The sequence below is a fragment of the Chitinophaga sp. SYP-B3965 genome (genome assembly GCF_009647655.1).
In the GTDB taxonomy this organism is placed as follows: domain Bacteria; phylum Bacteroidota; class Bacteroidia; order Chitinophagales; family Chitinophagaceae; genus Chitinophaga.
Map to the genome: position 1 here is coordinate 486681 of NZ_WJFD01000001.1, position 17193 is coordinate 503873.

Here is a 17193-nt window from a genome sequence, read left to right on the forward strand (position 1 = left end):
GTATTGATTTAGTTCTGATACAAACATACTATCTATCCCAAACTGGCAGCATGTGCAAAAGCGACAATCTCTGGGGCAATTGCGACAGGAAAAGTACAGGGGGCACCGTTAGATGCCACTAGACTGCTGAATGGGCACCCTCCCTCACTCTCACCCGGTGATTTGCTCCCCACTGAATTAAAGCAACCAATACATCTTTCAGGGTATCACTGTATGGCGTTAACTCATATTCCACCAGTACCGGTGATTGTGCATGCACGATCCGTTTTACAAAACCATTCATTTCAAGCTCTTTCAGTTCATTGGAGAGCACGCGGGGAGAAATACCCTTCACTGTTCGCTGCAGCTCATTAAAACGCCTCGCCCCGCTATCTTTCAGGGCACTCACGATCCGCAGCTTCCATTTCCCGCCTATGGCATACAGGGCATCTTCCAATGCCGCAATGCCTCTTTCACATTCATTCATATACATTCGTTTTAACTATCCTAAAGGTTACTACTATCCTTTAGTATACTACTATCTTTCTGTTAGCAAAGTTAGATAGTTTTGTGTTATCAAAAAATAGCAGCATGAAAGGAATAAAAATTACCTACTGGGCAGCAACAGGGATCATCGCATTCATGATGGTGTACTCAGCCTATGCCTACTTTACAGATCCTGCTGTAGCGCAGGGTTTTCAGCATCTCGGATTTCCGGCTTATTTCAGGATAGAATTAGGGATCGCCAAACTGATCGGCGCCATTTTATTGGTAGCACCCGTTTCCGCGAAGATCAAAGAATGGACGTATGCAGGTTTTGCCATCACCTTTGTTTCCGCTTTCATTGCACATACGGTATCCGGAGATCCGGTAGCTAACCGCATGGGGCCGCTTATTTTCTTAGCAGTGCTCGTGGTTTCCTATGTAATGTATCAGAAGAAGGGAAATAAAACAGCTGTAGCAACAGCTTAATAGCAGTATAAAAGAAAGGCTTTCATGGGCTACGCTATAACAGCGTAGCCCATTCTATTTTACGGAAATCCCATTGGGGCTGACCTGATGTCAGCCCCAACTTCAGCAGGGAATCGGTTGTGAAATAGGAATGGTTATAATAAAATCGTCTAAAAGCAGAATTGTGATGCAAAGATGCTAACAGGTGTGCATAAAAAGAAAGTATATTGATAATCAAAGGATAAATGAGGAAATACCCCCGGGAAATTGGGTGTTTTCCCTCATTTTTGAAATTGCCTCTCCAGAATTATCTCCAAACCAATAAAAAACACAGCAATTTTATGCTGATTTAAATAAATTTGCCAACGCCGTCCCCCCCAAAAAGACGTGAATAAAATAATAACCTATCTGAAATAAAACCTCCTCAAAGAGAATATCAAAGACTATGTTAAACTAAACAGCAGGGAAAATATGATCATGACTTGAAAATGCAACAGTGAAAACAAATCGAATATCCTGTTAAACCATTTATACTTCATAAGATCTGTCTTTTAAAAGATTAAATATGTAATGAGATTCGTGTAGCAGTTGCAAAGTAAATTAATAGCTAAGACATCAAACTTCAAGAGCCATATCTCTGTTATATCCTCTCCTGTAGTGGATATATGAAAACCCTTGATCTGCCTGAACTACTGCGCTGATTACATACAATCTGTTCCGGATCTGAATGATATCGTCCAATAGCACTCCTCATTTCCACAGCTGGATCTGGGGCCTCTCTATTGGCGGCCATAGACGAATTAATGAAAAATAAAGTCATTAAAATACTACTATTAGAAGATGATCCTACCGCCAGCCGCCAGGTGGAGCTATTGCTCCGCCAGCATAAGTATGAAATAAACATTGCCAATTCTCCCAAAGCCGCCATCTTACTAAGTACAGATGTGCTGCCCAATTTAATTATCTGCAGTGCGCAGTTGCGTAACAGCAGCAGCCACCAGTTCCTCATTGAAATGCGCAGTAACCGGCGCCTGAAACATATCCCTGTTATTCTTATCAATGGTAAACCGGAATTAAAACATGCCCGCTTTAGCATGAACCTCGGCGCGGATGATTACCTGGCCACACCATTAAATACACAGGACCTGCTGATGAGCATCAAAGCACGCCTCAACCGTTTTGAAGAAATAGCCGCATCGTCCAAACAGATGACAATGGAGACATTAGAGATCCCCGTTGATGTGGCAGAGAAATTAAGTAAAACCGAATTCAGGATCTACCGCATGGTAGCCGGAGGGCTTACTGCCAGGGAAATAGCGATAGAAATGTCTATCAGCATGAAAACCGTAGAGAACCACCGTTATAATATTGCCCGTAAGCTGAATATCTCTGGTCACTATGCTTTACTCCACTATGTGATCAAAAATCAGGGAAAAGAAAAATAGCCTGTAATGTTTTCCGTTTTCCCGCAACTAACCGGGTATGAAAACAATCATCCTCTCTCTTTTATTACAGTACATGCAGATACAGCATGAAAGACTGGGCTTTAGCGGTATCCTGCTCGTAGCAAAGCATGATAAGGTACTCTATCAGCAAACAATAGGTATGGCTTCTGTGGAATTAAACGTGCCCATCAGCATAGATAACAAGTTCCGCATCGCCTCTGTCACTAAATCATTCACCGCCTGGTTAATTGTACAGGCAGCAAAAGAAGGGAAGCTCCGTTTAACGGATTCACTGTCTTCCTATATCCCTAACCGTTGGCCTAAGATCACCATAGAAGAATTATTGACCCACACATCAGGCATCCCGCATAATGAAGGGATCACAGATTACTGGACCATCAAATCCCGCCTGCCGCTTACAAAAGAACAGGCGCTGGCGGAAATACTGCAAATGAAATTGCTGGAAAAGGGAACACATTATTCCAGCCCCGGTTATTTTCTGCTGGCCTGCATCCTGGAAAAAGTATATAAAAATTCTTATGAAAATATCCTCAGATCTAAGCTGCCTTTAAAAAGCACAGGCGTATATAACATGCAAACCATCTTCCCATCTATGACCACCGGTTACCACATGATGGGAGATAGTTTAATCACAGCGCCTTACCGCGATGCCTCCCTGATGAAAGGAAGCGGGGACGTGTACACCACTGCAAAAGACCTGTTGTTATGGAACAATACCTGCAATGACTATACATACGGATGGACGAAAGAAGGCGATGCTTATTATCATGGCGGGGGATCATTTGGATGTTCTGCTATTAATGTAGTGTATCCCAAAGACAGCATCTCCATTATCCTGCTCAGTAATGTATCCGCTATGCCGGTAAATGAAATGTGGCACGATATAGAGAAGATCATCTTTAACCGCCCCTTTGAAATGCCGCAGATAAATACACCTATCAAAATAGCAGATCCGGCAAAGTTCGCGGGCAGGTATGAAACTTTGCAGATCATAAACGTAAATGAAAAACTCTACGCCAAACTCGGCAGCAACCCCGCGTTTGAGATCTTCGCCAGCGGCCCTTTGGAATTCTTTGGTAAGAAAGTGAACATCCGGCTTATTTTTGAGCAGGATAGTACAGGACGGATCACGGGGCTGAAAGCAGAAGGTAATGGCCGTACGCTCCAATTTAATAAAAGCGAAAAGTAAAAGCTTGTTTTATTAATTTATTAAAATTACTTTAGGAGTTCAGGAATGTTCCTGACCGTTTCCACGTATGACTGATAAAACGCATCTCTCTACCTTATGGCAGAACATCTGCCAGGATGATGATCAAAAATCATTTGAAACGTTATTTCATCTCTGTTATCAAAGGCTGGTCAAATTCTCCGTTGAATATGTGCACAGCCACCAGGTAGCAGAAGAGATCGTATCTGATCTGTTCCTCAAATTATGGACGGGCAGGCAGTCTTTTCGGGAAGTGGTGCATATTGAGAAATACCTTTTCACCGCCATCCGCAACCAGAGCCTCAACCACATGCGCAAATACTCCGCCTACCGTGTTATCTCAACGGAGGATAGCGAGGAACTGGGCATTATTCATTCCTTTGACCCTTCCAGGGCCACAGAATGGCGGGAATTGCTGGCAAGGCTGGATGAAGCAGTAGAAATGCTGCCACCCGGCAGGCGCCAGATCTTCCGCCTGATCAAAGAAGAAGGTTTTAAACCCCGGGAAGTGGCAGAGATCCTCAACCTCTCCCACAGAACGGTGGAAACACAACTGTTTAAAGCGGTAAAACAACTCCATATTACCCTGCAACCTTACCTGACCCAGCAGAAAACGGCTGGTTCCTCCATACTCCCCCTGGCTATTCTTTTAGCCGCCCTCCTCCAATAAAAAATATTTTTTACCCCGGTACGTAACCTGCCCCGGAAATGGTGTCTTACTTACAGTTACCAGCGCAAGCTTTATAAAAATGCAAACAGACAGATTTATTTGGTTGCTTACCCGGAAGTTATCCGGGGAGATCTCAGCAGAAGAAAAGGAAGAGCTGGAAACGATGTTACTGGCCGATCCAACTTTGTTCAAAGCCCAGGAAACCCTCATCCGTTATTGGCATAATAGTCATAAAGGAGGGGATGAAAAGGCTACGAGGAATGCATTTGACAAATTGGTATCCCAGATGGACGAAACGATGTGGCCGGTTGTGAAACCTGCCCCTGTTAAAAGATGGTGGATCCCGCTGTTAAGCACCGCGGCTGCATTGGTACTCTGTACCGCAGCCGCATTGTGGATGTTGAAGGAACCGAAGCTGACATCTGAATATAACACCCGCGGCACCCGTTCGCTGATCAAACTGGCAGATGGTACTACCGTATGGCTGAATGCAGACAGTGAACTGAAATACCCCGCCCGTTTTTCAGGAAACAGAAGGGAAGTATACCTGAAAGGAGAAGCCTATTTTGATGTAGCCAAAGATGCCGAGAGGCCCTTTGTTGTACACACAGATAAAATGGATGTGAATGTATTGGGTACCAGTTTCAATGTACGTTCCTATCCGGACGACAGCACCTCTGAGGCCACGCTCATATCAGGGGAAGTAGAAGTAGCACTGGTAGCGGACCCCGGGAAAAAGTTCCGGTTAAAACCAGCGGAAAAACTCATCATCGCCAACAAAAAAGATAGTGTCAACCAATTACACAACCAACCGGTGATCAGTGGCGCCACTTACTTTACACCGGAAGACAGTGCCATTATTGAAACCGCCTGGGTGGACAATAAACTGATCTTTAGTGATGAATCTTTTGCCAACCTCGCCATCAGGATGGAGCGCTGGTATAACGTAACAATACAATTTGAAAATACTGCGATACAGCAGCTGAGGTTTACAGGATTATTTAAGAAAGAAACATTGACACAGGCTTTAGAAGCATTGCAATTAACAGAAGGATTCAACTATAAACTGGTCGAAGACCGTGTGATCATTTACTAACCAAAATTAAAATGCCTTTGCTGTAACAAAAAAAACGAGAGATGTTCTAACCATCCCTCGCTCATTAGCATCTAATGGAAGTTGCCGTATTTAAGGGTAGCCGCTTCCTATTATTCACTACTAATTCTACGTAAGTTATGAAAAAAAAGCACTTAGTGTATGCTTTCAGGCCACAGCATGCGCTAATAAAGGCATTTGTGATTATGAAACTGACCTTCTTCTTTATCCTGCTATCACTGCTCCAGGTTTCTGCCACCGTACGTTCTCAGGACAAAGTGTCCCTGAACCTGCAGTCTGCAGACCTGAAAAAGGTACTGCTGCTCATTGAAGCACAAACGAAGTATCACTTCATTTTTAGCGAACGGAAGTTAAAGATTGACCGGAAAATAGACCTGAACGTTCAGGAGGAATCCGTATTCAAAGTACTGGGAGCCGTACTGCCTGTTGCCAACCTGGAATACAAATTGCTGGAAGGTAACCTCATCGCTATTACCACCATTGGAGAAAACACCGTGAAGAAGGATGTGAGAGGTACCGTTACAGATACTTCCGGCTCGCCGCTGCCTGGTGTTACTATTCAGGTAAAAAGCTCGCCCAGCATAGGAACCACTACGGATCTGAATGGTAAATATGTACTGGATATACCGGACGATGCTACTGTGCTCATCTACAGTATGGTAGGATTTGACAAACAGGAGATCACCATAAGTGGAAGGGATGTGATCAACGTCCGCCTGGCCTATGCTTCCAATCAACTGGAAGAAACCGTGATCGTTGCGTTTGGTACACAGAAAAAGAAAGAAGTGGTAGGCGCTATGACCACCATTAATCCTAAAGAATTAAAAGTACCTTCCAGTAACCTCACTACTGCACTGGCAGGTCGTTTGGCTGGAGTGATCGCTTATCAGCGGAGCGGGGAACCAGGTGCTGATAATGCAGACTTCTTCATTCGCGGCGTAACCACTTTTGGATATAAAAAAGACCCGCTGATCCTCATAGATGGCGTGGAACTCACCACCACTGATCTGTCCCGTTTACAGGTAGATGATATCGCCAGCTTCTCCATTATGAAGGATGCCACTTCCACTGCTTTATATGGTGCACGTGGCGCCAACGGTGTGATCCTGGTGACCACCAAAGAAGGGGTGGAAGGTAAAGCAAGGATCTCTGTACGTTTGGAAAATTCCATGTCTGCCCCCACGAAGAACGTGAAGCTGGCAGATCCTATCACCTATATGCGTTTAGGCAATGAAGCAGTGCTCACGCGTACACCGCTGGAAAAACTGCCTTACCAGGAAGAAAAAATAGATAATACTATTGCCGGCACCAATCCACTTGTTTATCCTGCTACAGACTGGCGTAAGGAAATGTTCAAGGATTACACCATGAACCAGCGCGCGAACTTCAATGTTTCCGGTGGTGGTAAGATTGCACGTTATTACCTGGCAGCCACGCTGAACCAGGATAATGGCATGCTGAAAGTGGATAAACGGAATAACTTCAATAATAATATCAACCTTAAAACATATTCCCTGCGTTCCAATGTGAACATCAACCTCACCAAATCAACGGAAGTAGGCATAAGGTTATTCGGCACTTTTGATGATTACACCGGTCCGCTGAATACCGGTTCGGAAATGTACCAGAAAGTGATCTATGCTAACCCCGTGTTGTTTCCGGCCTACTACCCAACGGATTCCGCCCATTCATTTGTAAACCATATCATGTTCGGGAATGCCGGAGATGCAGGTGATTATATCAACCCTTATGCGGATATGGTGAAAGGGTATATGCAATCTACCCGTTCTAATCTTGTTGCGCAGTTTGAATTGAAGCAGAACCTGTCCATGATCACGGAAGGGCTTGTACTGAATGCGTTGTTCAATACCTCCCGCGTTTCTTATTTTGATGTGAAACGTTTTTATAATCCCTTCTGGTACCAGGTAGGCAATTATGACAAGTATGCGGATACTTACAGCCTGAACATGCTGAACCCTACCACCGGTACGGAATACCTCAACTATGCAGAAGGGCAGAAGACCATCAGTTCCACTACCTATATCCAAACTTCTTTAAACTATAATAAAGCCATTAGTGAAAAGCATAACGTCAGTGCCCTGCTCGTTTTCCTGATGAACAATCAGGTGATGGCAAATGGGGGGTCCCTGCAATTATCATTGCCGCACCGCAACATTGGCCTCTCCGGCAGGTACACTTATTCTTATGATAATAAGTATTTCGCGGAGTTCGACTTTGGTTATAATGGTTCTGAACGTTTCTATGAGTCCAAACGTTTCGGTTTCTTCCCCTCTGTGGGCGCTGCCTGGATCGTATCCAACGAAAACTTCTGGAAGCCGCTGGAGAATGTGGTGAACAACCTGAAGCTGCGTTACACCTATGGCCTCGTAGGAAATGATGCCATCGGTTCTCCGGAAGACCGCTTCTTCTATCTCGCAGATGTGAACATGAATGATGGCGGACGCAGATCTACATTTGGTACAACCTTTTCTTATGCCCGCAATGGTATTTTTGTGAACCGTTATGGTAATAACGACATCACCTGGGAAACAGCCACGAAAACAAACTACGGTCTTGAAATAGGCCTGTTCAATAAAATAAACATCCTCCTGGATGTTTACACAGAACATCGCAAGAACATCCTGATGACCCGCGCCTTTATCCCTGTAACAATGGGTGTGCTCGGTGGCTCATTAGGCCCTTCCTCAGATGTGAAAGCAAACCTGGGAGAAGCTACCGGTAAAGGTTTTGACCTGTCTGTAGATTACAGTCACCACTTTAATCCTAACTTCTGGATCCAGGCAAGAGGTAATATAACCTATGCTACCAGTAAGTTTTTGGTATATGAAGAACCGGACTACACGGAGAAATATTTATCGAGAGTAGGATGGCCGCTTTCGCAGCAGCGTGGATATATCGCAGAGCGTTTGTTCGGAGATGATGCAGAAGTAGCGAACTCGCCGGCGCAGGGATTCGGAGAGTACAGGGCCGGTGATATCAAATACCATGATGTAAATGGCGATGGTCAGATCACCACACGGGATATGGTACCTATCGGTTATCCCACTACGCCCGAGATCGTATATGGTTTCGGTTTTTCACTGGGCTGGAAGAACTTTGATGTGTCTGCTTTCTTCCAGGGTCTCGCAAGAGAATCCTTCTGGATAGACGCCGCCAATACAGCGCCTTTTGTGTATAGCAGGGCTTTGTTGCAGACTTATGCAGATGACCATTGGTCTGAACAGGACAGGAACCTCTATGCCAAATGGCCACGCCTCAGTTCACTTCCTTTAGCCAACAATACACAGATAAGTACCTGGTTCATGCGCAATGGAGCATTCCTGCGCCTGAAAACAATGGAACTGGGTTATACACTACCCACCACATTCACCAAACGATATAAGATTGATAAAACACGCGTGTACGCCAGTGGTATCAACCTTTTACTGCTCAGCAAGTTTAAGGACTGGGATGTGGAAATGGGCGGTAACGGTTTAGGTTATCCGCTGCAAAAAGTGATCAATGTTGGTGCGCAGTTATCATTTTAAAAAGAGATCTATGAAGTACTTAAAAATAACGATCGTATTACTCATCTGGCCATTCACCTTTGGGTGCCATTATCTGGACATTGTACCGGATAACATCGCAACGGTAGATCATGTTTTCAGAATGCGCAGTACCACAGAACAATATCTGTTCACCTGTTACAGTTATCTGCCAAGATATGTCAGTGCATATGATTACGTCACCATATTAGGTGGTGATGAAATATGGGCCAATGACTTCAATGTGAACGTAAATAAAATAGCCTGGAACATCGCCAAAGGATTTCAGAACGTGGTGAACCCTTACTCCAATTATTATGGAGGAGGGGGAGGAGGAAGAGGTATGTTCGTAGCCCTCAGGGATTGCAACACCTTCCTGGATAATATCAGTAAGGTGCCGGACATGGATGATTATGAAAAGGTAAGATGGGCGGCGGAAGTGAAATTCCTGAAAGCCTACTATCATTTCTTCCTGTTCCGCATGTACGGGCCTATTCCTTTGATAGATAAAAACCTGGCTATTACCAGCAGCACTTCGGAAATAAGGGTGAAACAAGCGCCGGTAGATTCCTGCGTGAGCTATATAGCCCGCCTGCTGGATGAAGCAGCAGCAGATCTGCCGCAGCGGATCGATAATGAAGCCACTGAAGCCGGCAGGATAACAAAGTCCATTGCCTTATGCGTAAAGGCCCAACTGCTGGTAACAGCTGCCAGTCCTTTGTTTAACGGGAATAGTGACTATGGTACTTTTAAAGGGAAAGAAGGGGTGAACCTTTTCAATCCGCAATATGATGAACAGAAATGGAAAACAGCAGCAGAAGCCTGTAAAGCAGCCATTGAAGAATGCCATGCCGTAGGTAATGAACTGTATGTTTTCAATCCCGCCAACTATCCCTTTACAATTTCTCCTGAAACAAGAGTGGAATTGAGTGTTCGTAATAGTGTCTGCGAGAGATGGAATAAAGAGGTGGTGTGGACCAGCACGGCCAACCTGATAGGCGCCTTACAGCAAGAGTGTTTACCCCGCCTGTTTTCAGGAGATAAGCAAACCGGTACATTATCCAGTTTTGGTACACCACTCAAAGTAGCAGAACAGTTCTATACAAAAAATGGTGTGCCCATTTCAGAAGATAAAACATGGGACTATGTGAGCCGGTACAATATAAAAACCGCAGTAGCAGGAGATTTTCTCAGGATCAAACCTGCTTATCAAACCGCCGCACTGAATTTCGACAGAGAGGTACGCTTTTATGCCAACCTTGGTTTTGATGGTGGAAGATGGTATGGTCACGGCCGTTTCAGCGATACCAGTAATACCTACCTGGAAGCAAAGCTGGGCCAGATAGCCAATAACCATGCATGGGCATATTCCATCACCGGTTACTGGCCTAAGAAACTGGTAAATCCTCAAACAGTTTCCAACGCCAATGAGATCACTTTTCAGACGTATCCCTGGCCTGTTATCCGTTTAGCCGATATGTACCTGTTGTATGCAGAGGCCCTGAATGAATCAGAAGGCCCCACTGCAGAAACCATGAAGTGGATAGATCTGGTAAGGGCACGTGCAGGTCTCAAAACCGTAGCAGAATCCTGGACACAGTTCTCTACTAATCCCGGCGCTTATCAGCAAAAGGATGGCATGCGCAAGATCATTCACCAGGAACGACTGATAGAGATGGCTTTTGAAGGGCCCCGCTTCTGGGACCTCCGGAGATGGAAAGAAGCAGAACGTGTGTTGAACGAACCCATCACCGGCTGGAACTATGGCGGCAAAACCGCAGCAGAATATTACACCGTGAAATCATTGTTTAACATGACTTTCCGGAAACGTGATTATCTCTGGCCGATCATGGAAAATGATCTCATTGTGAATAACAACCTGGTACAAAACCCAGGCTGGTAATCAAAAAACTTAATATAACTACGATGCGTATCATCATAATTTTTCTGGCAGTATTGTTCTTCAGCTGCAAAGAAGAACAACTGAAACCACTGGCAGGAGGGGGCAAAGCCCCCGGCCCTGTAAGTAATGTGCAGGTGCAGAACCTCCCCGGTAAAGTAACGCTCACCTATACACTACCCAGCGATCCTGAACTCCTGTACATAAAAGCAGAATTCGAGATCCGGCCGGGAAAGAAAATGGAGATGATCTCCACTTTCTACAACACCAATATCACACTGGATGGTTTTAGTAATACAGATGAAAGAGAAGTGAAACTGTATGCCGTAAGCCGTACAGAAGTAGCCTCCACACCTGTTACCGTGAAAGTGAAACCTTTAACGCCGCCCATAGAAAAAACATTGGCTTCTCTCAGCTTTGAAGCAGATTTTGGCGGTATCACCACCAATTTTGTCAACAATGATTCTTCCAATATCACAATAGGGGTACTCACCAAAGATGAAAGAGGTGCCATCATACCGGCAGATAAGTTTTATACCAGCCAGAAGAGTGGCATGTTCTCCACCCGCGGTTTTGATGATAAGGAACGCTGGTTTGGTTTGTATGTGCAGGACAGATGGGGTAATATCTCCGATACCGTAGGTAAATTGCTGACGCCTTTCGCTGAAATACAATTGGATAAGAAACTGTTCAAGGCCTATAAATTGCCAACGGATGCGCTTTTCTTTAACAACCAGCCCATGGCTAACCTATGGAATAATGTAATAGCTGGTGGTTCCAGCAGCTCCACCAGTTGGTTGCGTACAGCGAACGGTTCCGGTGTTCCGCATTGGTTCTCTTTTGATCTGGGTGTAACGGCCAAACTCAGTCGTTTTAACTTTATTCCAAGAGGCGCCACAGATGAACAGGCGTTGTTATATAGCGCAGGAGATCCGCACCAGTTTGAAATATGGGGAAGCACCGCGCCTTCATCAGATGGCAGTTTTTCCAGCTGGGTGAAGATCATGGATTGTGAAACCGTAAAACCTTCTGGTTTACCCATCGGCACCAACTCTAACGATGATATCCTGAAAGCAATAGCAGGGCATGAGTTCAAATTCCCGCTGGATGCACCGCCTGTAAGATACATTCGTATTAAGATGTTGCAGACATGGGGTAATTCAGATTATTTCTGGATGGCAGAGATGACCATATTCGGGCAGCTGCGCTAACCTATTCATCAAAGAAAAAAAACGACCGATGAAACATATTCAAATACTGATCATCACCGCATTTTTAATCATCACCGCCTGCGGAAAAAGTGATACAGCATATAAAGACTTTGCCCCGGGAGGGGAGATTATGTACCCGGGAAAAGTAGACTCTGTGAAACTGTACCCCGGTAATAACCGGATTAAATTAACGTGGTTGTTGAAAATGGATTCCCGCATCACCAAATGCCGCGTGTACTGGAATCAACGGCAGGACTCTGCAGAAGTAGCCGTAACACGCACTTCCGGTGTGGATACCATTTCCGTGTTATTAAACAATATAACGGAAGGCGCGTATAGTTTTGATGTATATTCCTATAATGCACAAGGGAATGTATCCATTAAAACAAATGCCACCGGGGATGTGTACGGGGATTTTTATAAAAGTAACCTGGTGAACAGGCTCTTTAAAAAAGCCGTATACAGCGCAGGCAAAACACGCATCGAATGGGTAGTGGCAGACCCTCGTACCTTTGGACTGCAATTACGGTATAAAGATCTCGCAGGCGTAACGCAAACCCTGCTGGTGCCCTCTTCGGAGCTGATCACCAACATCCCGGCCAATGTATTGAACAACGAACTGGAATACCAGACACTTTACTTGCCAGTACCAAATGCAATTGATATATTTATGGCTACCACTGTTAAAGTGATCGCTAAACCCGAATAAATGCATAGAAGAGTCTTTTTAACCACGTCATTCATGGCCGGGATAGCCATGACCCTTCGGGCTGCAGATAATGATCCTTTAGTGATCAATGCCGGTGTAGGCGGCAACAATACAGACGATCTTTTAAAAAGGATCGACAAGGACTGCCTCTCACACAAACCTGCACTCACGGTACTCATGGCCGGTACGAACGACATGAACAGCCGTAAATACATTCCGCTGGAACAATACCGGAAGAACATGGGGGTGCTCATAGAAAAGATCCAGGCATCAAAAAGCAAAGTGCTGCTGATGACGATCTTACCTTTCTATGAACCCTACCTGCTCACCCGCCATGACCCTGCTTTTTATGGAACAGACGGGCCGGCTAAAAGAAGAGCAGCTGTGAATGAAACCATCAAAAGCCTGGCAGCCCAATACAAAACTGAACTGTTAGACTTAGGCACCATCTTCGAAAAAGTAGGCAAAGTAGGTTTGGATAAAGACTCGCTGATTCAGAACGAAGCCAACAGTCAGAAAACGGATGGTATCCATCCAACCGCTAATGGTTATCGTTTCATCGGCCTCGCAGTGTATGAACACATCCTCCTGCAAAAACTACCACAAAAGGGGATCGTTTGTTTTGGGGATAGCATTACTAACGGAGACGGGGGCATTAAGAAAGAAAGTTACCCGGCTTATCTGAATAAATTATTGCAATCATGAGAGCGTTATTTATTGCTTTATTAGTATTATCTAATACCGTAGCCACAGGAAAAGAGAAAGTAGACGTTTGTATCTACGGCGGAACCTCCGCCGGTGTGATAGCAGCGTATACCGCTAAGATGATGGGCCGTTCCGTTTTGCTCCTGGAACCCGGAAAACACCTCGGCGGTTTAACTTCCGGCGGCCTGGGTTACACAGATATCGGCAACAAATATGCGATCAGGGGATTATCCCTTGATTTCTACCGCCGCATAGGGCAGCATTACGGAAAGTTTGAACAGTGGATCTTTGAACCTCATGTAGCAGAAAGTTTATTCCAGGATTACATCAGCAGGGCAAAGGTGAAAGTGATGTACGATCAACGCATCACCAATGCTACGAAAGTACAGCAAAAGATCACCAGTATTACACTGGAAGGAGGGCTCGAAGTAGAAGCTAAAATGTACATCGACTGTTCCTACGAAGGAGACCTGATGGCAAAAGCCGGCGTTTCCTTCACCATAGGAAGAGAAGCTAACAGCCAGTACGGAGAAAAGTATAACGGTGTGCAATTGGCGGATGGCCATCAATTCCCCGACGGCATAGATCCCTACAAAACCCCCGGCGATCCCAAAAGCGGATTGCTCTGGGGCATCAGTCCTGCTGTACTGGAAGCTACCGGAAGCGGCGATAAATGTGTACAGGCTTACAATTACCGGATCTGCCTCAGCAATGATCCCGCTAATATGGTGCCCATCACCAAACCGGATAATTATGATCCTGCGCATTATGAACTCCTCGCACGATTAATAAAAGCGCAGCCGGAGAAATTGACGTTCAGCGATTATTTCATCGTGAGCAGAATGCCCAATAACAAAACAGACATCAATAACAGGAATGGTTTTTCCACAGATATGATAGGCATGAACTATGATTATCCTGCTGCGGATTATGCCACCAGGGCAAAGATCATCAAGGAACATGAAGACTATACCAAAGGGCTGCTTTATTTTATGGGAAATGATCCCCGTGTACCGGAACAGATCCGCACCAGCATCAGCAAATGGGGTTATCCGAAAGATGAATACACAGATAATGGCAACTGGTCTCCCCAATTATACATCCGTGAAGCCCGCCGTTTGGTAGGCCAATACGTGATGACGCAGGCAAACTGTACCGGTAAAACGGTTGTTACAGATGGCGTAGGAATGGCTGCTTACACCATGGATTCTCATAACACACAACGCCTCGTGGTGAATGGTATGGTGAAGAATGAAGGGAATGTGGAAGTAGGTGGTTTTCCGCCTTATCCTGTTGGTTATGCTGCATTGATCCCTAAAACGGAAGATTGCAGTAACCTGCTGGTACCGGTTTGTTTGTCCGCCACACATATTGCATATGGTTCCATCCGCATGGAACCCGTATTTATGGCATTGGCGCAATCCACCGCCATTGCAGCAGACCTTGCTATCACCAACAAACAAACGGTGCAGCAGGTGAACGCAGATAAGATCCGCGAAGTGTTGCAAAAGAATCCTTTAGCCAATGGCGCACAGCCAGACCTGCTGATCGATAACCGGGATTCTCTCGCAGTCACAAAACAAGGCGTATGGAGAAGAGGCGGTGGCGGAAGTTATGGACCGGATATGCTGAGTATTGATTCCGGCGCTACAGACCTGCGCACAGTTCAATTTACAGCACGGGGTCTCAAAGCCGGCAAGTACAATGCTTATATTTATTATCCGCACCTGAAAAAGAATACAGACATCACTACCATAAAAGTGCAAAATAAGACCGTACTGATAAAAAAAGCAGATGTCACTGTACAGGGGCAAACTTCAGGGGAATGGGTATCCATTGGATCTTATACCATTAAGAAAGGAGAGAACCCTGTTGTGCAATTTTCCAATGAAAATATAAATGGTACCGTAGTAGCCGATGCAGTGCTCTGGGTACCAGAACGTTAAAGGAGTGGTTTTATATAAAACCACCCCTTTAACATTTAACTAATTCCGCATCCTGTACCTACCTGTTTTAACATTCTTCTCATTTTTAATCCCTAAATTTAGCCGCTTAGCTTTGACCAACTATATTTGCTAAATTGATCCATGTGGCCAAAAAAACGTCCTACTATAACTTATCGGATCAGGATCTGGCACAACTGCTCGTACAGGGAAAAGAAGATGCCTTTACAGAGATCTATCAGCGTTTCTGGGAAAAACTGATGGCTATCGCATTCAATCTTACAAAGGACCAGGTACTGTCTGAAGAGATCACGCAGGAGGTGTTCATTAGTTTGTGGGACAGGCGCCATATTGTACAGATCGGCTCCCTGGGTGGTTACCTGGCCACTGCCATTAAATTCTCCGTTTTTAAACACCTCGTGCGCCAGCGGCGTCAGTTACAGATCATTAAAGATAACTTTATCCCTGCCGTAGCTTTTGCAGATGAAGAAGAACGTGTACATGTCCGTTTCCTCACAGAATACGTGGGAGGCATCGTAGAACAGCTGCCGGAAAAATGCCGCCTCGTATTCCGGTACAGCCGCTACGAAGGTTTGAGCATTGCAGAAATTGCAGACCGGCTGGATATTTCCCCAAAAACAGCCGAAGCACATCTCACCAAAGCCCTGAAAACCATCCGCCTGAACCTGAAGGATGCCAGCCCCTTACTATTACTCCTCCTCGATCACAAACTTTAATTTTTTTTAAAAGAGACTAAGGGTAACCACATAGTTGTGGTACTTATATTCAGCTAATTGGTTGCTAAATCGTTTTTGTGGATCAAAAGACAATATTATCCCTGATAGAAAAGTACCTGGATGGTACCGCTACACCGGAAGAAAGGAACATTTTGCTGGACTGGTACCGGCAGGAGGCAGATCAGCCTGCTACCTGGGAAACGTCTTCTGCGGAAGATATTACCCGGCTGAAAACCAGGATGCTGGGGCAGCTGCAGTTGCATATGCGCAAAACGCGCAGGCCTGTATCCATGTTTTCCCGCTGGCGGCTGGCGGCAGCCGTATTGGTATTGGCCGCCGGGGGGCTGGTCATGTCCCTGATCTTCTTGCCCGGTAAACATAACGTACCGGAACAAACATGGCTCACCGGCAAGGGGGAGCGCAAAAAGATCCGGCTGCCGGACAGTTCGCTGGTATGGCTCGCGCCATGCAGTGAACTGAAATACCAGGAACGCAAAGTGGTACTCTCCGGAGAAGCCTTCTTTGAAGTAGCAACCAATGCAGAACATCCCTTCATCATCCATACACAATCATTAACCACAAAAGTATTAGGCACCGCCTTTAATATACATGCCTATCCGGAAGATACCCTTATTACAGTTACCCTGCTGAACGGCTCCGTGTTATTAAAAGAAGGAGAAAAAGAACAACGCCTGATGCCTATGCAGAAAGGATTTTTTGGAAAGAGGTCCGGATACCTCAGTTACGTGGATGATCCGGATGCTGCCCTCATGCTGCAACGCAGAGAAGGAGAGATAGAATATAATAATGTAAAGCTGGGCATTATCATAGAGGACATGCAACGTTTATTCAATGTTACGATCGCCATAGAGGAAGAAGCGAAAGACTGCCTGTTCTATGGGCGCCTGAAAGCCAACGAAGACATAGAGACCTTCCTCGCCAAATTAAGCCGCGTTATAGGTGTTAAAGTAGACACCAAAGGACATAAATATTTTATTCTCAAAGGAAAATGTTAAAGTAAAAGGAACGTCAGACCGTCAACCAGAATCCGTTCCG

At 45.3% G+C, this 17193-nt stretch carries 14 protein-coding genes; 13 read left to right on the forward strand and 1 reads right to left on the reverse strand.

The window, feature by feature from the left end; genetic code table 11:
- Positions 1-118: 118 nt before the first annotated feature.
- The gene (locus GFS24_RS01865) at positions 119-466 is read right to left on the reverse strand and encodes a helix-turn-helix domain-containing protein (protein WP_253906376.1); all 348 of its coding nucleotides are present in this window, start codon (positions 464-466) and stop codon (positions 119-121) included.
- A 104-nt stretch (positions 467-570) separates the two neighbouring features.
- Between GFS24_RS01865 and GFS24_RS01870 the strand changes: the two genes are divergently transcribed.
- From GFS24_RS01870 to GFS24_RS01930, 13 genes are all read left to right on the forward strand, one after another.
- Positions 571-951 (forward strand): DoxX family protein, encoded by a 381-nt coding sequence (locus GFS24_RS01870; protein ID WP_153657873.1) that lies wholly within the window; start codon positions 571-573, stop codon positions 949-951.
- A gap of 782 nt (positions 952-1733) precedes the next feature.
- Positions 1734-2375, forward strand: coding sequence for a response regulator transcription factor (locus GFS24_RS01875; RefSeq protein WP_153657874.1), 642 nt, complete (start codon positions 1734-1736; stop codon positions 2373-2375).
- A 37-nt stretch (positions 2376-2412) separates the two neighbouring features.
- Positions 2413-3585 carry a serine hydrolase gene (locus GFS24_RS01880; protein WP_153657875.1) on the forward strand — a complete coding sequence of 391 codons (1173 nt, stop codon included), beginning with the start codon at positions 2413-2415 and terminating at the stop codon, positions 3583-3585.
- Between the two features lie 67 nt (positions 3586-3652).
- Positions 3653-4273 (forward strand): RNA polymerase sigma-70 factor, encoded by a 621-nt coding sequence (locus GFS24_RS01885; RefSeq protein ID WP_153657876.1) that lies wholly within the window; start codon positions 3653-3655, stop codon positions 4271-4273.
- 79 nt (positions 4274-4352) lie between these two features.
- Positions 4353-5369 carry a FecR family protein gene (locus tag GFS24_RS28965; RefSeq protein WP_173002938.1) on the forward strand — a complete coding sequence of 339 codons (1017 nt, stop codon included), beginning with the start codon at positions 4353-4355 and terminating at the stop codon, positions 5367-5369.
- Between the two features lie 137 nt (positions 5370-5506).
- Positions 5507-8935: a TonB-dependent receptor gene (locus GFS24_RS01895; RefSeq protein ID WP_153657877.1), complete on the forward strand. Its 3429-nt coding sequence runs from the start codon at positions 5507-5509 to the stop codon at positions 8933-8935.
- Between the two features lie 10 nt (positions 8936-8945).
- Positions 8946-10835, forward strand: coding sequence for a RagB/SusD family nutrient uptake outer membrane protein (locus tag GFS24_RS01900; protein ID WP_153657878.1), 1890 nt, complete (start codon positions 8946-8948; stop codon positions 10833-10835).
- A 23-nt stretch (positions 10836-10858) separates the two neighbouring features.
- Complete coding sequence (locus tag GFS24_RS01905; RefSeq protein ID WP_153657879.1) at positions 10859-12043, forward strand: DUF5000 domain-containing lipoprotein; 1185 nt, start codon at positions 10859-10861, stop codon at positions 12041-12043.
- Between the two features lie 28 nt (positions 12044-12071).
- Positions 12072-12752 (forward strand): DUF4998 domain-containing protein, encoded by a 681-nt coding sequence (locus GFS24_RS01910; RefSeq protein WP_153657880.1) that lies wholly within the window; start codon positions 12072-12074, stop codon positions 12750-12752.
- The gene (locus GFS24_RS01915) at positions 12753-13457 is read left to right on the forward strand and encodes a GDSL-type esterase/lipase family protein (RefSeq protein ID WP_153657881.1); all 705 of its coding nucleotides are present in this window, start codon (positions 12753-12755) and stop codon (positions 13455-13457) included.
- Positions 13454-15403, forward strand: a complete 1950-nt coding sequence (locus tag GFS24_RS01920; protein WP_153657882.1) for an FAD-dependent oxidoreductase — start codon at positions 13454-13456, stop codon at positions 15401-15403. The genes GFS24_RS01915 and GFS24_RS01920 overlap by 4 nt, the downstream gene beginning before the upstream one ends.
- A gap of 143 nt (positions 15404-15546) precedes the next feature.
- Positions 15547-16137 carry an RNA polymerase sigma-70 factor gene (locus GFS24_RS01925; RefSeq protein ID WP_216647341.1) on the forward strand — a complete coding sequence of 197 codons (591 nt, stop codon included), beginning with the start codon at positions 15547-15549 and terminating at the stop codon, positions 16135-16137.
- Between the two features lie 77 nt (positions 16138-16214).
- On the forward strand, positions 16215-17153 hold the full coding sequence (locus tag GFS24_RS01930) for a FecR domain-containing protein (protein ID WP_153657884.1): 939 nt from the start codon (positions 16215-16217) through the stop codon (positions 17151-17153).
- The last annotated feature ends 40 nt before the right edge of the window (positions 17154-17193 follow it).

Excerpts from the sequence above, each read along its gene's own strand:
- GFS24_RS01910 (WP_153657880.1), top strand. The coding sequence starts at position 12,072 with ATGAAACATATTCAAATACTGATCATCACCGCATTTTTAATCATCACC.
- GFS24_RS01870 (WP_153657873.1), top strand. The coding sequence starts at position 571 with ATGAAAGGAATAAAAATTACCTACTGGGCAGCAACAGGGATCATCGCA.
- GFS24_RS01905 (WP_153657879.1), top strand. The coding sequence starts at position 10,859 with ATGCGTATCATCATAATTTTTCTGGCAGTATTGTTCTTCAGCTGCAAA.
- GFS24_RS01885 (WP_153657876.1), top strand. The coding sequence starts at position 3,653 with ATGACTGATAAAACGCATCTCTCTACCTTATGGCAGAACATCTGCCAG.
- GFS24_RS01920 (WP_153657882.1), top strand. The coding sequence starts at position 13,454 with ATGAGAGCGTTATTTATTGCTTTATTAGTATTATCTAATACCGTAGCC.
- GFS24_RS01900 (WP_153657878.1), top strand. The coding sequence starts at position 8,946 with ATGAAGTACTTAAAAATAACGATCGTATTACTCATCTGGCCATTCACC.
- GFS24_RS01865 (WP_253906376.1), bottom strand. The coding sequence starts at position 466 with ATGAATGAATGTGAAAGAGGCATTGCGGCATTGGAAGATGCCCTGTAT.
- GFS24_RS01875 (WP_153657874.1), top strand. The coding sequence starts at position 1,734 with ATGAAAAATAAAGTCATTAAAATACTACTATTAGAAGATGATCCTACC.
- GFS24_RS01880 (WP_153657875.1), top strand. The coding sequence starts at position 2,413 with ATGAAAACAATCATCCTCTCTCTTTTATTACAGTACATGCAGATACAG.
- GFS24_RS01895 (WP_153657877.1), top strand. The coding sequence starts at position 5,507 with ATGAAAAAAAAGCACTTAGTGTATGCTTTCAGGCCACAGCATGCGCTA.
- GFS24_RS28965 (WP_173002938.1), top strand. The coding sequence starts at position 4,353 with ATGCAAACAGACAGATTTATTTGGTTGCTTACCCGGAAGTTATCCGGG.
- GFS24_RS01915 (WP_153657881.1), top strand. The coding sequence starts at position 12,753 with ATGCATAGAAGAGTCTTTTTAACCACGTCATTCATGGCCGGGATAGCC.